This window comes from Caballeronia choica, assembly GCF_001544535.1.
In the GTDB taxonomy this organism is placed as follows: domain Bacteria; phylum Pseudomonadota; class Gammaproteobacteria; order Burkholderiales; family Burkholderiaceae; genus Caballeronia; species Caballeronia choica.
This window is the reverse complement of the sequence record NZ_FCON02000007.1, coordinates 42577-60993: the sequence shown is the minus strand read 5'-3', so window position 1 is coordinate 60993 and position 18417 is coordinate 42577. Positions and strand designations below refer to the sequence as shown.

Annotated in this window: 8 protein-coding genes and 1 pseudogene; 5 read left to right on the top strand and 4 right to left on the bottom strand. The window is 64.5% G+C overall.

Annotation, left to right across the window (positions count from 1 at the left end; translation table 11 throughout):
- Positions 1–6: 6 nt before the first annotated feature.
- From AWB68_RS04885 to AWB68_RS04870, 4 genes and pseudogenes are all read right to left on the bottom strand, one after another.
- Entirely contained in the window at positions 7–693 is a 687-nt protein-coding gene (locus AWB68_RS04885) for a nitroreductase (RefSeq protein WP_087643231.1), read from the bottom strand.
- 121 nt (positions 694–814) lie between these two features.
- Complete coding sequence (locus tag AWB68_RS04880; protein ID WP_087643230.1) at positions 815–1786, bottom strand: LysR family transcriptional regulator; 972 nt, start codon at positions 1784–1786, stop codon at positions 815–817.
- Positions 1787–1968: 182 nt separating this feature from the next.
- Positions 1969–2229: pseudogene (locus tag AWB68_RS04875) on the bottom strand (IS6 family transposase); the annotation flags it as partial.
- A gap of 22 nt (positions 2230–2251) precedes the next feature.
- A complete protein-coding gene (locus AWB68_RS04870; protein WP_125482874.1) occupies positions 2252–3094 on the bottom strand; it encodes a GAF domain-containing protein in 843 nt (280 codons plus the stop codon).
- A gap of 652 nt (positions 3095–3746) precedes the next feature.
- Between AWB68_RS04870 and AWB68_RS04865 the strand changes: the two genes are divergently transcribed.
- The 5 genes from AWB68_RS04865 to AWB68_RS04845 are packed head-to-tail and all read left to right on the top strand — an operon-like array spanning position 3747 to position 18417.
- Positions 3747–9971, top strand: coding sequence for a type I polyketide synthase (locus AWB68_RS04865; RefSeq protein WP_160109972.1), 6225 nt, complete (start codon positions 3747–3749; stop codon positions 9969–9971).
- A gap of 2 nt (positions 9972–9973) precedes the next feature.
- A complete protein-coding gene (locus AWB68_RS04860) occupies positions 9974–14002 on the top strand; it encodes a non-ribosomal peptide synthetase (protein ID WP_087643226.1) in 4029 nt (1342 codons plus the stop codon).
- On the top strand, positions 13999–15327 hold the full coding sequence (locus AWB68_RS04855; protein WP_087643225.1) for an NAD(P)-binding domain-containing protein: 1329 nt from the start codon (positions 13999–14001) through the stop codon (positions 15325–15327). The genes AWB68_RS04860 and AWB68_RS04855 overlap by 4 nt, the downstream gene beginning before the upstream one ends.
- Entirely contained in the window at positions 15308–16840 is a 1533-nt protein-coding gene (locus AWB68_RS04850; RefSeq protein WP_235028210.1) for an HlyD family secretion protein, read from the top strand. Before AWB68_RS04855 ends, AWB68_RS04850 begins: the two co-directional genes overlap by 20 nt.
- Complete coding sequence (locus AWB68_RS04845; protein WP_235028209.1) at positions 16837–18417, top strand: DHA2 family efflux MFS transporter permease subunit; 1581 nt, start codon at positions 16837–16839, stop codon at positions 18415–18417. The genes AWB68_RS04850 and AWB68_RS04845 overlap by 4 nt, the downstream gene beginning before the upstream one ends.

Below are 18417 nucleotides of genomic sequence, written 5' to 3'. Positions count from 1 at the left end.
GCTGGTCTATTCGTCGTCGAATCCAGCGAATCTTGCGAATTGCTCGACCGACTCACGCGGCATCCCGAGCTGGTTCACAACGGAATCCTCTTGCGCGTAACCCAGCGACATTCCACACACGACGTCGTAACCGGGTTCGATCCGGAGACGCTCCGCGATGACGCCTCGATAGCGCGCGAACGACACCTGCGCGCACGTATCGAGACCGCGCGCGCGAGCCGCGATCATGACTGTCTGCAGGAACAGACCATAGTCGAGCCAGCTATGCTTTTTCAGGCGGGCATCGATCGTGAAAATCATGCCGATCGGCGCTCCGAAGAAATCGAAGTTGCGGGCGGTCGCCCGGAGACGGGCGGCAACGTCCGTCTTATCGATGCCAAGCGCTCCGTAATACCGCGCACCAAACTCCTCCTGCCTCGGCCGGCAGGCATCGGGCAACGGATCCGGCATGTGTTGCAGCGGCGGATGCGTTTCAGCCGTGTGAGCACGCGCGAGCGCATCACTGAGTTGCCGTTTGCAGCGGCCACTCAGCACGTGAACATGCCACGGCTGAGTGTTGGAGTTGCTGGGGGCGGTACGGGCGACATCGAGAATGTCGACGATGTCTTCTTTAGCGATGGCATCTGGACGAAAAGCGCGAACGGCTTTCCGCGACCGGATAACAGCGTCGACGATATAGGCATCCGAATGCATGTGAGGACCGGTCTCCACGGCGTCAAGAATATCTGTGTACATGGCATGCCCATGATGGCACAGGAAAAACGCGGTCCATAGTGAAGAAACTGCAAGGTGAACTTGCAGCAGACAGGATCGACTAGCCTCGAACTTGTTTCGCGACGTCGACAATCTGCGCCCGCAACCATTGAAGCGCGGGATCCTGCTCATTGCGCGCGTGCCACACCGCCCGCACCGACGACATTGGGGCGGCATAGGGGATGGGCCGGGCGCGCAACTCGCCGTAGCGCTCGAATTCGCGCCCCAGCGGAGAAGGCACGATGGCGAGCATGTCGCTATGTCGAAGCAACGCGGGAATCGCCAGGGAATGGGCGACGGAAACACGGAGTCGGGGGGAGGCAGGAGAACCGGCAAAGGCGTCCTCAAGCGCTTGTCGGTCGAACATCTCCGATTGCCGTGCGAGACCTCGCTCGACGATAAAGCCACCGACGGCCCCTTCCTCCTGACCGCCCAGGGAGACGGACACAAGGGGATAGTTCACCAGGTCCTCCCGCGTGACGTCCCGCTCGCCAATGGGATGTTCCCGGTGCATCACCAGAACTTCCGTCTGCTTCCAGACAAGCATCGACTGAAACCGCGCCGGCACCTCAGCGAAAATGCCAACCGCGATGTCAATTCTGCCAATGTCGATTTGTCCAGCAAGATCGAGCCTCGTGGATGGCCTTATCACCAGATTGACCATTGGCGCTTCCGCGCTCAACCTCTGGCTCAGCCGGCCGAGCAACAGCATCGTTATATAGTCGTTCGCTGCCACTACAAAATCGCGGCTTGCAACGTTCGGCAAGAACGGCTCATCCCCGAGGGCGTTCTGGATCTGCTGCAGCGCATTGCGCAGCGGCATGGCCATGGCCACTGCGCGAGCGGTAGGTTCCATCCCTTTCGCCGTGCGTACGAAGAGGTCGTCCTCGAGCACATCGCGTAACCGCCCGAGCGCGTGACTGATGGCCGACTGGCTGAGATTCAGTCGCTTACCTGCGAGAAGCAGATTGCGGTCTTCAAATACCGCATCGAATACGCGCAAAAGGTTGAGGTCGATCCTCGCGAGGTTCATCCCTTTTTCCCGCTCAGGTTACGTTCCGCTCATTCTACCCTTGAGCACCACCGCGACTTTCGACATCTGCATCCAGGCCCGCGATGCTGTCGTCCGGGTAAATCGGGTGGACACGGACTACGTGCGTAGCTCAAAGGTAACTATCCTTATCAGATAACTTTTTCGCCAGCGCCGGCAACAGTCTAACTATGCCATGTGGCGAAGCGTTCCTTCAGCATGGCACGATGACGTGCTGCGTTCATTTGACGTCCGGGTAACGCGAAGTGCCGCCGGATCGGGCTGAAGCTTGAGAGAAACGCCTGCATGCGACGCGCATCGCGAAAACCGCACATCTGGCGTTCGCGCCGGTGGGTCGGCTGGTGGCTGTTCTCGGCACGGTTGTTCACCCGTGTAGCCGCTTTGACGAAAACGTGCTTCACATGAGGGAGTTCGGGAATGTCAGCAGCATTCCGCTCGACCCACGCGTCATGAAATCTTTTTCCCGCACGCATCCTTCTGCTTCATATGCTCACTGACCTGGGAGATGATTTCCGAAGCGGCATTGATCACTTCTGCACGGCTAAGACCGACCTTGATCATTTCCCGATAAAACGATCTGGCAAGTGTCTTGGCCAGGCGCGCGGGCGAATGGATCGCGAAAGAAGACAAATCAGCCAACGAGGAATGCGCTTCACGCGCTACGGCCAGTTGCGCAAACTGCGAGTCGAGCAAGTTTTCCAGCTCGATGCGTCGCAGTGATTGGCCCACGAACCATGATGCGGCGCGCACGAGCTGCATGTCGTTTGCATTGAAGAGCGGATTCATTTCGCTGCGCAAGTTGATTGCACCGATCGTCTTGTTCTCCACGCGGATAGGCGTGGCAATCATGCATCCGGCGTAGTCTGCATTCGCCCGTTCGGAGGAACACAAACCGCACGCGGACGAATACTCCTCGATGATCGGCTTGCCAACGGAAATGGTTTGTCGAGCCATGACGCTTGCCTTGTCGATGCACTGAGAGCATACCTGCCGGTGGCCGCAATACAGCTTGAGCTTGAATTTCGACAGTTCGTCACTATCCAAAAGCAACAGCAAGCACGTCGGTGCATTGAATATTCCAGCGGTCATCGCCGCCAATTGCACAACTTGTTTGTCAAACGCGGAAGCCGGCGGTTGAACGTCCGCCGGATACTTCGCGCAAGCATACCTATCGAATTCGGACTTCCCGGGAATAGGGTCGTCGCGGAGCTCCCGGTCTTCGGCTTTGCAATTCTCACTGCGCGTTTCCATCGCTCGCCCCGAACAGCGTTGGATCTTCGATAACTTCATTGACTTGTTCCACCGATAGGTACGTTGCGAAGTTTCAGTTACCGATTCGTTTCTCGTGCCTGCCACCGTGGTGCGACCCTTTTCCCTGGCAAAGGTGAAGGTGGTCGACAGGATCGCTTGCTCGGGTCGCCGGTTTGGAAGGCGTGGTCTCCTCGTGCCTGCCTGGTATTTAGAGTACCCCAACCGGGGAGGAAGCCGTTAGGACGATTTCGCTGCCGAGTATGACGATCTTGCGTCGTTTCCATCGGCGATGCCCGCCTGAGTTTCGGATCTGTATTCCCGCGCACATATCCGTAGCGCAAACGCATGATCCTCCTACCGATTGGCAGGATCGTCATAACGAGCCTCACTTTATATACGTTACGCTTCACTCAACATGGCGGACCTGGCAAATGGCGTCCGGCTACCCAATTGAAGAGGAGATAGCAATGGAAACAATTATGGATACCTACAGAAGTCGTCCTATCCACTCGCTGCAGGACATTGTCATAGGCATCTTGACAGGACAAGCCCGGCAATGACCCGGCCATCGTCGCCGGGTCTCGCGGACGCAAGCCCAAAGCTTCCAGCCCCAGGCTCAGGCGCCGACTGCACTGTTCGATACCGCTCACATGGTTTGCCGAAGAAGGGAGTAGTCGTGATTGGATCTACCTTGCTCGACGTTTTCACAAACAATACGACGCCGGACACGTCCGCTTCCTATACGTACTTGCGCGATGGCGAGGTCGTCGACCGCACGCTGACCCATTATGAGTTGCTTCAGCGGGCCAAAGGGCTGGCTGGATGGCTGCAGCAGCAGGGCATGTCGGGCAAGCGCGCGCTATTGGTGTTCCCCACCGGCCTGGAGTTCGTGGAGGCGTTTCTCGCGTGCCTGATCGCGAACGTGACAACCGTCCCGGTGTCGCCGGTTCCGTTGACCGGCGATACGCACAAGACGAAGCGGATATTGGCCCTCATGGACGACTGTCAGCCGTCACTCGTGCTCGGCGTATCCAGGACCATCGGCAATGCGAGCGCATTCGTGGAGCAAAACCCTCAATGGAGGGATCTGGCATGGCTGGAACTGGACAAGTTCAAAGGCTGGGACGCATGTCCCGGCTCTGTCATCGACATGCCTTCGCCCGCTGCCATCGCGGTGCTTCAATACACCTCCGGTTCGACGGGCAAGCCCAAGGGCGTGATGCTGTCCCACCGGAACATCTTGCATAACCTGACACAGTGGGACCACGGGCTGGGCCACGACAACGCCAGTCGAATCATCTCCTGGGTGCCGCATTTCCACGACCTGGGCCTTCTGTATGGAATCTTGTTCCCGATGTACCGGTCGATTTCGGCGTGCCTGCTGCCCGGTGTCGCCGTCGCCCAGATGCCGCTGCGTTGGCTGAAGGCGATATCGGATTTCAAGGGCACGCACAGCATGGGCCCCAACTTCATGTACGCGCTCTGCTGCCAGAAGGTCTCCGACACAGATTGCGAAGGCCTGGATCTGTCGTCCTGGCGCATGGCGCTCAACGCCGCTGAGCCGATCAGCACCGAAACCGTGGCCCGCTTCAACCAGAAGTTCGGCCGCCATGGCTTCCACCCTGAAGCAATGACCGCCGGGTACGGTCTCGCGGAAGCGACCTGCTTCGTCACGTGCCAGACCTGGGACGCGCCTTTGCGCGCGCTGTCGCTCTCGGCCAGGGCGCTGCTGCGCAATGAAGTCCGCCTTGCCGGGCCGGGCGAGGCGCCGGCCGGCCTCGTGGCCTGCGGTCAGGCGTTGAATGGCACTTCGCTGAAGATCGTCGATCCCGCGCGCCTGACCGAGTGCGCCCCCCACGAGATCGGGGAGATCTGGGTCCACAGCGAGAGCGTTTCCAGCGGCTATTGGAACAGGCCAGACGACACCGCACAGGCGTTCGGCGCGACTTTAGCCGGCGACCGGGACGGCCCGCAATACCTCCGAACCGGAGACCTCGGATTCGTCCACGAGGGCGATGTCTTCACAACGGGCCGAATCAAGGACCTCATCATCGTCCACGGGGATAACTACTACCCGCAGGATGCGGAACGCGAGATCGAGTGCGCCCACCCCGGCTTCGCGCCAGGCGGTTGCGCGGTGTTCCCGGTCACGCGCGATGCGGAGGAACGGGTCGTCGTCGTCCAGGAACTCACGCGTGCGCATCGCGGCGGCCCCTACGACGAGATGTTCGACGCGATCCGTCGCGCAGTCGGCGCCGCGTTCGACCTGCCCGTGGAAACTGCGGTGTTGATACAGCCCGGCACCACGGCCAGGACGTCCAGCGGCAAGATCCAGCGCAGCCAGACGAAGCGGGCGTTTCTCGATGACAGCCTGCGGGTCGTCGCGAAGTGGGAAGCTGGCCGCGACGCCAAGCCAACCGTTCCGTCCTCGACGGCTCCGGGCCCCTCGTGTGCGGCCGACGTGGAAGCTTTCCTCACGCGACGCATCGCGGAAATCTCGCAGATATCCCAGGCGAGCGTCCGCTCCGATCGCCCGTTCTCGGAATACGGGCTCGGCTCGATCGAATCGACCAGCCTGGCGACCGAACTCGCCGCCCGGTTCGGCATAGAGGTATATCCCACCGAGTTCTATGACCATCCCAACGTCCGGCAACTCGCCCGGCACCTGAGCCGCAGGATCGAGGGCAGCAGTGCGCGGGGGCAGAACGTCGGCCCGGCGACTTGCGACCCGGATACCGTCGTGGTCGTCGGCATGGCGTGCCGCTTTCCGGGTGCGAACAGCCTTGCCGCGTACTGGAGCTTGCTGTCGGAAGGCCGCAGCGGCGTCACCTCGCGCCGGTATGAGGACGGCACGGTACGCCATGGCGGATTCCTGGACGGCCTGAACGAGTTCGACAACGCGTTCTTCTCGATCACAAACCGCGAAGCCGCCTGCATGGACCCGCAGCAACGGATCGCCCTGCAGGTTGCATGGCATGCGCTGGAAGACGCAGGCATGAAGCCCGATGCCATCGCCGGCAGTGACACGGGCGTCTTCTTCGGCGCGTCCGCCTTCGACTATGGCCTGCTGCAATTGACGCATGGCGAACTCGACGCCTACAGCAGCCAGGGCTCGGTGCTGGCGGTCATCGCCAACCGGATTGCCTACCAGCTCGACTTGCACGGGCCATCGTTCGTCGTGGACACCGCCTGCTCGTCGGCGCTCACCGCGGTCCATCTCGCCTGCCGGAGTCTGAGGGACGCCGAATGCCGCACGGCCATCGTGGGGGCCGTCAACGTCCTTCTGGCGAGCGAATGGGACCACGGGCTGATCAAGGCCGGCATGCTGTCGCCCGACGGCCAATGCAAGACCTTCGACGCATCGGCGAACGGCTACGTGCGCAGCGAAGGTTGCGGCGCGCTGGTGCTGAAGCGTTACCAGGATGCCGTCGCCGACGGCGACCGGATCTACGGCGCGATCCTCGGCAGCGCGGTGAACCAGGACGGCCGCAGCAACGGCCTGACCGCGCCGAGCGGCAGCGCGCAGGAGGCGCTCGTGCTGGGCGCGCTCGCGAAAGCGAAGGTCGATCCCGCCGAGCTCCAGTACGTCGAGGCACACGGCACGGGCACCCCCCTTGGCGACCCGATCGAATGCCGCGCCCTGTCGCGCGTCCTTGCGCACGGTTCGAGCGAGAGGGAGCGCGTGTGCCATCTGGGTTCCGCCAAAGCCAACGTTGGACACCTCGAAGCGGCCGCCGGCATGGCGGGGATCATCAAGACGCTGCTGGCACTGCACCACGGGCAGATCCCGTTGCAGCGAAACCTGTCGCAACTCAATCCGCTGATCGACCTCGGAGGCCGGATCGCGATTCCGCGTGCCGGCGTAGACTGGTCTCGCGAACCCGGAGCGCGGCGTCACGCATCGGTCAGCGCCTTCGGCTTCTCCGGCACGAACGCCTGTGTCGTGCTGGGCGATGCGGACGATGCGACAGCCGGCAGCCATCAAAGAGCCGTGGCGGACCGCGCGCCGGTGCCTTCGCGCGCCCTGCCGTTTGTCATGAGCGCACGCGACAAGCCGGCGTTGCGTCGTCTGGCCGCCCGCCATGTTGCGCATCTGGAGACGCTTCCGGAGCACGACTGGCCTGCTTTCCTGTACACGAGCACATGCCGCCGCGCGCTGCAGGACACCCGCTTCGCCGTGGCGGCGGACAGCGCAGCCTCGCTCGCGGCGAAGCTGCGGGCCGTGGCCGGGGGCTCGGACCTGCACGTCACCGAGCAGGCCGGCCGCGGTGTGCCGCGGATTGCCTTCGTCTACTCCGGACAAGGCATTCCGTTGAAAGACGCCGGACGAGCATTGTTCGAGCGGCTGCCGGCCTTCCGCGAGGCATTGGGACGGTGCGACGCGATCCTCGCGCCCCGGCTTGGTTTCGAGCTTGAGACGCTGCTGTACGGCAACCGGCCCGACATCGACCTCACCCGCCCTTCGCTCGCGCAGCCGGTGCACTTTGCACTGCAATATGCGCTCGGCCAGACGCTATCGTCGCTCGGCATCCGGGCTGACGTGACGCTCGGCCATAGCCTCGGTGAATACGCCGCGCTCGTGACCTGCGGAGCGATGAGTATCGAATCCGCGTTGCGCCTGGTCGCGGCGCGCGGAGACCTGTGCGAGAACCGGGTCGGGCCCGGCGCGATGGCCGCCATCTTCGCCGACGAGGAAACCGTCAGCCGCGCGATCCTGCAAAGCGGCCACACGGTCGATCTGGCGGCCATCAACGGCCAGCACCACTGTGTGGTGGCCGGTTCGATCGAAGCGGTGTCGCAGTTCTGCGCCTACCTTGCCGAGCATCACTCGATCGAGCACCGCAAGCTTCGCGTCGAGCGAGCGCACCACTCGCGCATGATGGACCCGATCATGCCGGCCCTGATGCGTGCTGCCGAAGCGCTGGAGTTGCAGGCCCCGGCCAGCGGATTCATCTCCAACGTGACCGGCGGCTTGTGGACGCCGGGCAAGCAACTCAGCGGCCACTATTTCGCGCGCCACCTGCGCGAACCGGTCCGCTTCGCCGACTCGCTGCAGGCACTGGCCGGCGCGGATGTCGCGCTGGCCATCGAGATCGGCACCAGGCCCGTGCTGTGCGGCATCGCCGAAGCGTGTCAGGACGGAGCGGGTCCGCGCTGGCTGCCCCTGCTGCGCCACAACGGGCACGATGAAGAAGACTTGGTTGAATGCCTGCTGCAGATCGCCGGCGCCGGGCACGCGCTCGACTGGCAGCCCCTCTTCGCTGAAGACCAGCGCAGGGTCGTGTCCTTGCCGGGTTACGAATTCGAGAGAGTCCCGCACTGGTTCCGGCAGCGCTCGGCGATCGCGCCTTCGGCCGGTCTGCCGAACGCCGCGCGCCCGGCCTGGGAGGAGATCGTTCGATGTGGTGAAGAGGCATTGCGCAGCTTCAAGGCGGTCGAGTCGTCGGCTCTGGCGGAGTTCGACGCCGTCTGGAAGCGCCTGGAGGAGGCCTGCACGCCGGCCATGGCGGCCGCACTGGCGGAACTGGGCGCGTTCCGCCAGGCCGGCGAGACGGTGTCCGCACAGGAGATCGTCGCGCGCCTCGGGCTCAAGGCGAATCGTCTGCCGCTCGTCGGGCAGTGGCTGGCGGCGCTCGGCCATGCCGGTCTTCTGCAGTCCGCGGGCGATGGGCTGTACCGCAACCCCGCGCCGTTCGACGCCAAGCATCTGAAGGAGCAGGTTACTGGCCTTCTCTCGGGAATCCGGACGAGCAGCGACTACAAGCCGCTCGTCGATTACGTGAAGGAGTGCGCCATCAGCCAGGTCGCGCTCCTCACGGGCGAGACGAATCCGCTGGATCTGCTGTTCCCGGACGGCGAATCGCGGGTCGCAGACGCGTTGTACCAGCTCAATCCGGTGTCCCGGATGCAGAACCATATCGCGGTCGAGGTGCTCCGGGTGCTGGTGGGCCGCCATACGGCCATCGAGCATCGCCCGATGCGCATTCTGGAGCTGGGCGCCGGCACCGGCGGCACCAGCGCGGCGCTGCTCAAAGTGCTGCCTGCCGCGGGCGTGACCTACCGCTTCACCGACGTCTCGCATTTCTTCACGGACCGTGCGAAAGCACGCTTTGCCGGCTTGCCGTTCATCGAATACGGCTTGTTCGACATCAACAAGGGGTTGGCCGAACAAGGCTACGAGCCGGCCTCCTTCGACCTGATCCTGGCGGCGAACGTCATTCATACCGCGAAGTACGTCGACAGGACGTTGCACCAGTTGCGCGAACTCCTCGTGCCAGGCGGTGCGGTGATGCTCATCGAGGGAACTGTCAACACGCCGATCCAGATGCTGACCCTCGCGCACATCGAGAGCTTCGGCCATTACCAGGACCGTCGCAGGGCGCGCAACCTGCCCTTCATGTCGGCCGACGAATGGCGCGCCTGCCTGCTGGATGCCGGCTTCGAACGCTGTGGTGCGGTGCCCGGCGCGGGCCACTCGTCGCGGGCGTGGCCACAACACGTCCTGTTGGCTGGCAGCCCGGAACAGGATGCCGCGCCGGCCCGGGACGCCGTCACAGAGAAGGCGTTTGCGTCCGTCGCGCCGCTGCCCCCGCCCCCGCCGCCGGCAGCCGCGGCGCCCGATGCGCCCGATGCGCCCGTGGACTGCGGCGTCGCCACCGCGGATGCGCTGAGCCAGCTACTGGGCAAACTGATTCACGTCGATGCAGCGCGCCTCGATCCCCAGGCCACGTTCATGGAATTGGGCGTTGATTCGATCGTCCTGATGGAGTTCACGCACGCCGTCAGCCGGCAACATGGCGTGAAGCTGACGGTGCCGCAGATCTTCGAGCACTACCCCAGTCTCGACAAACTGTCGCGCTTCCTCGACGCCGGCGAGACGCCTGCGTCGAGCGTCGATGCGGCGGAGGAGGTCTGATCATGGACCGACAAAACGTCGCTTGCCTCTTGAGGGATGACGCCGAGCGCGGAGCCTATCCGCTGACGTCGATGCAGCAGGCCTACTGGATCGGCGAGCAGAATGGCTATCGCCTCGGCACCGCGGCCTGCCTGTATCGCGGCTACCGTGCCGCGACGCTCGACCTGGGAAGGCTCGAGCAGGCTCTGCTACAACTAATGGCAACGCACCCTGCCCTGAGGACGCGCATTCTCCCGGACGGCACGCAATGCATCGCGCAGATGCCCGCGCGCTGTCAGGTCCCGGTGCGCGATATCCGGCACCTCGGCGTTGTGGAGCAGGAGGCGCTCGCGGCCGGCTGGAAGGAGGCACTCGACGAGCATCTTGCGAACATGGCCGACGGCTGCCAGTTCGTCTGTCTCGTCGACCGTGTGCACGACGGCTACCGTCTTCATTTCCTGTTCCGGCTGCTCACGCTGGACGGACGGTCGCTCGCCTTGTTCTTCCACGACCTGACGCGTCTCTACCGGGGCGATGCGCCGCACGACGCGCCGGCGGCCGACTATCGCGAGTACGTCGAGCAGCAGCACGCGGCGAGGCTCGAGCCCGCCTACCGGCGTTCGCTCGACTACTGGACCGGGCGGCTCGCCACGCTGCCCCCGGCGCCGGACCTGCCGATACGCGACCACGAGGACATTCCCCGCCAATCGACCTTCCGCCGCCTCCAGGTCCGGCTGGAGCCGGCGGACGTCCAGCAGATCACGCTGCGGGCCAGGATGCTCGGCGCGACGCTCAACGCGATGCTGTGCGCCTTGTTCGCAGACGTGCTGCGGCGCTGGTCGCGCAGTCCGTCGTTCACGCTGAACCTGCTGATATCCGGACGCCCGGCCGACGACGCCCGCTTCGACCGCACCATCGGTAACTTCAGCAATACCTTGCTGCTGGAAGTGCCGCTGGCGGAAGGCGGTTTTCGCGAGCGGGTGACGGCCTTGCAGAAGCAACTGTTCCGCGAGATCGAGCACCGTCACGTGTCCGGCGTCGACGTGATCCGGCAGATGAACCGGCCGGCGTCGGTGCTGCCCGCCATGCCCGTGGTGTTCGCCAGCACGCTCGGCCTGGAACGGGGCGGCTCGATGGCCACACCGTCCGAACTGGGCTGGCTGTCCGTCGAGGGCAGCATGCACACCCCGCAGGTCTGGCTGGATCATCAGGCTTACATGGAGGAAGGCCGGATGTTCCTGAACTGGGACTATGTCGACGGCGTCTTCCTGCCCGGTGTGATCGAGGACATGTTTGCCACCTACCGGGATGGTCTGCGGCAGATCCTGCAGTGCGACGATCCGGCTTCCTTCTCGCCCAGGTTGCAGCCGCTCTCGCTCGGGGCCTGCCGCGCGGCGAACGACACGGCGCGACCGTTGCCCGATGGCCTGCTGCACGACTTCTTCATCGAGGCATGTCGCAAGCATCCAACGCAGACGGCCATCATCGCGCCCGGCATGCGCATCGGCTACGGCGAGCTGCTGTGCCGGACCACGGCTCTGGCGAGCGAACTGCGCCGCTGGGGCGCGGGCTGCAACGACCTGGTCGCGATCGTCGCGCGCCGGGGCTGGCGGCAGGTGGCGGCGGCGATGGCCACCGTGCAGGCCGGCGCGGCGTATCTTCCGGTGGCCTATGACCTGCCGCCGGCGCGCATGCAATGGCTGATCGACCAGCCCGGCGTGAAGGTCGTGCTGTGCGCGCGGGATGTCATGGCGACCGTGCGCGCGCCCGAGGGCGTGCAACTGCGGGCGCTCGAGGACGCCCTGCCGGACGACGCGCCGGCCACGCCTGTCGCGCTGGCCAACGTTCAGGGCCCCGATGACCTCGCCTACGTCATCTTCACGTCCGGTTCGACCGGCCAGCCCAAGGGCGTGGCCATCACGCATCGCGGAGCGGTCAACACCCTTCAGGATGTCATCGCGCGCTTCGGCCTGGACATCGACGACCGCGTCCTCGGAATCTCCGCGTTCAATTTCGATCTGTCCGTCTATGACATCTTCGCCACGCTCGGTTGCGGCGCGACCCTGGTACTGCCGCCTCACAGCAGCAGTCCGTCGCCCGCTGACTGGGCGCAATGTGTCGAGCAGCACGGCGTCACCGTCTGGAACAGCGTGCCTGCTCTGCTCGAAATGCAACTCGAATTCTCGCTCGCGCGGGCGCTGGAAGTCTTCTCCAGCCTGCGGCTCTTCATGCTGAGCGGCGACTGGATACCGGTGTCCTTGCCGGGCCGCGTAGCGCGTGTCGCGCCGCACGCGGCCATCGTCGGCCTCGGCGGTGCAACCGAAGCGTCGATCTGGTCGAACTATTTCGCGATTGACGATGTAGACCCGAGATGGCGGAGCATTCCCTACGGCTGGCCGCTCTCCAACCAGAGCTTCCACGTGCTGGACGATGCATTGCAGCCGCGGCCGGCCTGGGCCGTCGGCCACCTGTACATCGGCGGCATCGGGCTGGCGCAGGGCTATTACAAGGATTCGGAACGAACCCGCAAGTCCTTCGTCACGCACCCCGGCTCCGGCGAGCGCCTCTACCGCACCGGCGACCTCGGCCGCTATCAGGCCGATGGCCGTCTCGAATTCCTCGGTCGCAGCGACACGCAAGTCAAGATCCACGGTCACCGCATCGAATTGGGCGAGATCGATGCGATGCTCGAGCGATGCCCTGGCGTGCGCAGCGCAGCGTCGCTCGTGAGGATCGTCGGCGAACACAAGCGGCCGCAGCTGCTGGCGTTCTTCGTGCGCGATCCGCGCGCGCCGGAGGAGGAAGCAGCCACCGAAGCCTCGATACGCCAGCACCTCGGCGACCTGCTGCCCCACTACATGGTGCCGGGCCTGCTGGCCGAGATCGACCAGATGCCCGTGACCGCCAACGGGAAGATCGATCGTGCCGCACTTCAAGAGCGGGCCTCCGCCCTGCAGCACGCGAGCAAGGTAAGTGTCCTGCCTCGCAACGAGACGGAGACTGCCCTGTCGTCGCTATGGGAAGACCTGCTCGATATCGAACAGCCGGGCGTCCACGACGACTTCTTCGCCCTCGGCGGCAGTTCGCTGATGGCGGTGAGGCTGCTGAACGCGATCGAGTCCACTTTTGGGCAAACCCTGTCGCTTGCGTCCTTGCTGCGCCAGGGCACGATCGCCACGCAGGCCCGACTGATCGCCGAACTCGCCGCGCGGGCACCCTCGCCGAAGCCCGGCAAGGCCCTGGCCCGCGACGCAGTGGTGATCATCCGTCGCGCGGCGCAACGCGCGCAACCGCCGAACGTTCTGGTCGCGGTTCATCCGGTCGGCGGCAACGTGCTGTGCTACAGGGAACTGCTCGAATTCGTGCCGCCGGACACGGACATCATCGGCATCCAGTCGCGTGGCGACGGTGACGCCCGCACGGTGGCGGACATGGCCGCCAGCTATGTGCGCGAACTGGCGCCGCATTTGCCTGCGGCAGCACGGGTTCATCTGTTTGGATGGTCGATGGGCGGCGTCATCGCACACGAGATGGCCGGCCTGCTGGAAAGCGCCGGCGTGGTTCCGGCGGGCTTGACCATGATCGACAGCTGGGTCGGCGAACCTGCGCTGGCGGAGGGCACGGCCCTTACCGGCGCCGACCTCCTGAAGAACTTCGCGAGAGATCTGCTGCAGACACAACAGCTCTCGCACGATCTCGAGGCGCTGGCCGCGCTGCCGTTTTCCGAAGGGATCTCGGCGCTGCGCGCGTTGCTGGACGAAAGCGGGACCACCGGATTGTCCGTCGCCGATCTGGAGGAACTGCTGGCCGAGCACAAGGCGAACTTCGATGCGCTGATCCAGCACCGGCCCAGGACCACCGGCGTCGTGCCGCTTCAATTCCAGGCCATGAAGCGATCGGATTTCCCGTTCCTCGTGCCATTTTCCGTCCCTGCCGACAGCTTCGGTGCCCCACGGCAGGTTCACCTCGACGAAACACATTTTTCGATCGCCCGCGGCGACAGCCTGCGCCGGATCACGGCGCACGTCCTTGGAAGTGGGAGCTTCGCATGACCGTGTCCTCCAAATCCGCTAACACCATTGACACGCTCGTCGTCGGCGCGGGACAAGCGGGGCTCGCCACCAGCTACCATCTTCGGCAGCGCGGCGTCGAGCACCTCGTGATCGAAAGCGCCAGCCGGCCCGCCCACCGGTGGATGGACCACCGGTGGGACTCCTTCACGCTGGTGACGCCCAACTGGACCATCCGGATTCCCGGTGCGGAATACGACGGCGACGATCCGGACGGATTCATGCCGCGCCTGGAGGTCGCCGCCCGCTTCCAGGAATACGTGCAGAAGTACCGCCTGCCGGTCCGCTACAACACGCGAGCCGTGTCGGTCCGGGCGGACCCGGGGACCGGCTTCGAGATAGGCACGAGCGCCGGCGTGTTTCGGGCGAAGCATCTGGTGATGGCTACCGGCCTCTTCCAGGTGCCGCGCATACCGTCCTTCGCGGGCCGGATTGCCCCTCGCGTGCGGCAACTGCATTCCAGCGAATACCGGAATCCCGGTATGCTGGGTCGCGGCGCGGTGCTCGTCGTCGGCAGTTCCCAGTCAGGCTGCCAGATTGCCGACGAGATCCACGGCAGCGGCCGCCAGGTGTTCCTGTGCGTCGGCAAGTCCGGCCGCGCGCCGCGCCGGTATCGCGGCAAGGACAGCTCGGAATGGCTCGACCTGCTCGGCCTGTCGGACCAGACGGTCGACCGGTTGCCCTCGCCCCGGCTGAAATTCGCGGGGAGTCCGCACATCGTCGGGCGCTCGGACGGCACGAAAATCAACCTCCACCGATTCCATCGCGACGGCATGACCCTGCTCGGCCGGTTGACGGACGTCAGCAACAACACGCTCCGGCTCGCGCCCGACCTGCACCGGAACCTGGCGATCGCCGACGACTTCGAGAAGGCGTTTCTGCAAAGGATCGACGACTACATCGAGTCCCATCGGCTGGCGTGCGAGCCAGAGGTCGTACCGCAATGGCGAGACGCGTACGCATGCGAGTTGCTCGCCGACCTCGACATCGATCGGCACGGGATCGAAACGGTGGTCTGGGCAACGGGGTACCGGTTCGACTTCAGTTTGGTGGAGTTTCCGATCTTCGACGAGGACGGCTATCCCATCCAGAAACGCGGGGTCACGGAGCAACCGGGGTTGTACTTCGTCGGCCTGCCGTGGTTGTACAAGCAGCGCTCGGGTCTTCTGAGCGGCGTCGGCGACGACGCTGCTCACGTCGTCTCCCATCTGCTGGCCCTCGCGTCATCTGCCGGCATTCGCGATCGGCATAGCGACTCGCGCTGCGTGTCATCCATCGAACGAGCTTGTGGAGGCCAAGATGGCTGAGAACCAGGCGCCGACAGCGCTCGCCCTCCCGTCCACCGCGCCCACCGCGTCCACTTCGCCGCCCACCGCGCGAGGGGCCTCGCGAAAGAAGCGCTGGATCATCGGTCTGATCCTCATCGCGGCGGCGCTCGTCGCGGGGCGGATGTGGTGGCACAGCCACAACTACGAAGAGACGGAAAACGCTTATCTCGACGGCGATGTCACGCTCGTTTCGCCGCGCGTCGCCGGTACGGTGCGCGAGGTGTTCGTCCGCGACAACGAACGAGTGAAAGCCGGCGACCTGCTGCTGAACCTCGACGAGGCGGACCAGGAGATCAAAGTCCAGCAGGTGCTGGCGGAACTGGGCGAGATCGACGCTCACGTCAAGCAGATCGACGCTCAGGTGCGGCAGGCGGGCGCCGAGTCCGCGTCGGCCCAGGCTCAGGTGGAACGAGCCGAGGCGCAGGCGCGCCGCGCACGCGCGGACGCTTCGCGCTATTCGTCGGTGTATGCCGACGACATGAAGGCGGTTTCGAAGCAGGAACTGGACGGCGCGATCGCCGCGAGCGAGATGGCCGCTTCGGAACTGCGGGCGCAGAAGGATCAGGCGTCCGCCGCTCAGGCAAAGCAATCCTCGCTCGCCGCTTCCAGATCGACGCTGCTCGCGCACAAGGACGTATTGCTCGCCCATTTGCAGGAAGCCCGCCTCAACCTGGGCTATAACAAGATCTACGCGCCTGTGAGCGGCCGGATCGGGAAGAAAAACGTGGAGGTCGGATCGCGAATCCAGCCCGGCCAGCAAGTGCTTGCCATCGTGCAGGACAGCGTCTGGGTCAATGCGAACTTCAAGGAGACCCAGCTTGCCGGCCTCGCTCAGGGACAACGGGTTCAGGTCCGCATCGATGCCGTTCCCGGACACACCTTCGTCGGCCGTATCGAAAGTTTTTCCCCCGCTTCAGGCGCGCATTTCGCATTGCTTCCGCCGGACAACGCCACCGGCAATTTCACCAAGATCGTCCAGCGCGTACCGGTCAAGATCGTCCTGGAGCCAGCTTCCATCGGGGCCTTCAAGGACCGCCTGATGCCGGGCATGTCTGCCCTGGTGGAGATCGACCTGCGGCAGGCCCGCGAGGGCGCTTCCATCAGGACTGCGCAGTCCGCGGCAGAGCAGCAGGCGCCGCGTGCCCCGGTCCGGGGCAACGCGCCTGCTGCGAAATCCGCCGCGCCAGTGGTTGCAGCCACGCGGGCCGAGACCGCCGACGAGATGGAAAAGCGGGTGCTCGAATCGGGCTGGTCCCGCCCGGCCAGCAGGACCGCCGCCCGCGCGCCCACGGTCGTGGCAACGAGCGCCGCGAGCGCGGACGAGATCGAAAAACGGGTGCTCGCATCGGGATGGGACCGTCCGGCCAACGCGAGCGCCGCTCGCGTGGCCGAGCCAGCGCGGGATGCGGCGCGGCCACGGATCGAGCAGCGCGAATACGTCCGCGCGGACACCCCGGCGATGCAACACCGCTTGCGCAGGGGTGGCCTGTGAAGAACGACTTCATCGGCAGCCCGTCTCCAGCGCCGGAAGCCGCGGACGCAGCACTTCGGCGGACCTGGATCGCGGTCGCGGCCGCGATACTCGGGGTCTTCATGTCCATCCTGGACATCCAGATCACGAACGCCTCCTTGAAGGAAATCTTCGGGTCCTTGTCCGCGACGCAGGACGAGGGCTCGTGGATGTCCACCGCCTATCTGGCGGCTGAAGTGACAGTGATTCCGCTGACGACTTTTTTCATGACCGTTTTCGGCCTGCGCAACTACATGCTGGCCAATTCGGTGCTCTTCGTGATCTTCTCGACCTTGTGCGGTTTTGCATGGAACCTCGAGAGCATGATCGTGTTCCGCATGCTCCAGGGCCTGGCCGGCGGCGGCCTGATCCCGATGGCGATGACGCTGCTGTTGACGCGGCTGCCGGCGGAGAAACGCACGACGGGCCTCGCCTGGATGATGCTCTCCACCACGCTCGCGCCGGCGTTTGGCCCGACGATCGGCGGCATCCTGACGGGCCTGTACGGCTGGCCCTCGATCTTCTTCATCAATTGGGTGCCGGGCATCCTGATGGTGCTCGGTCTCTCGTATGGGCTGGACCGGGGCGTGCGCAAACCGGAAATCCTCCGGCAGGCGGATTGGCTGGCCATCGCGACCATGGGCACGGGGCTCGTATCGCTCATCATCTTCCTGGAGGAAGGCAATACCCGCGACTGGTTCGACTCACGGTTCGTCCAGTTCTTCTTTGTATCGGCTGTGGTGAACCTGAGCCTATGGATCTTCCTCATGCTCTCCCGGAAGAACCCCTTCGTGAACCTCGGGCTGTTCGGACGCCGCAATTTCGGTGTCTCTTCCATCGTTGGCGCCACGACCGGCATGGCCCTCTACGGCTCCACGTTCCTGTTGCCGCTGTTCCTCGCGCAGATCGCCGGCTACAACTCGCGGCAGATCGGCCTGGTGATCATGTGGATGGGGCTGCCCCAACTGGTGATGATGCCGATCGCCGCCAAGTTCTCCAAGGTCTACGACAACCGGATCATCTGCTCGCTCGGCCTGCTGCTCTTCGCCATGTCGTCGTTCATGAACACCGGCATGACAGCGGACACGATGCACGATCAGTTGCTCGCCTCGCAGATCCTGAGAGGCCTGGGCCAGCCGATGATCGTGTTGACCTTGTCCAATTTCGCCACGGTACGGATGGAAATGCACAACATGTCTTCCGCCTCCAGCCTGTTCAACATGTCGAGAATCCTCGGAGGCGCGGTCGGTACGGCGATTCTCGCGACCCTGCTCACGCTGCGCGAGAAATACCATTCGGTGCGCCTGGGCGAATCGGTATCCGCATTCTCCGATGGCGTCCTGGCCCGGATCGACCTGTTGTCGTCCGTTCTTTCGCGCGACGACGCGGACGCTGCCGGCACTGGCAGCCAGGCATTAGCGGCGATATCGAACATCGTCAGGCGGGAATCGTTTGTCATGGCTTACAACGACTGCTTCTTCGTGCTGAGCGTCGTGCTGATTGCTTCGGTCGCGGTCCTCTGGCTGTCGGACCGGGTCGTTCCGGGGGTGGGCAAATGA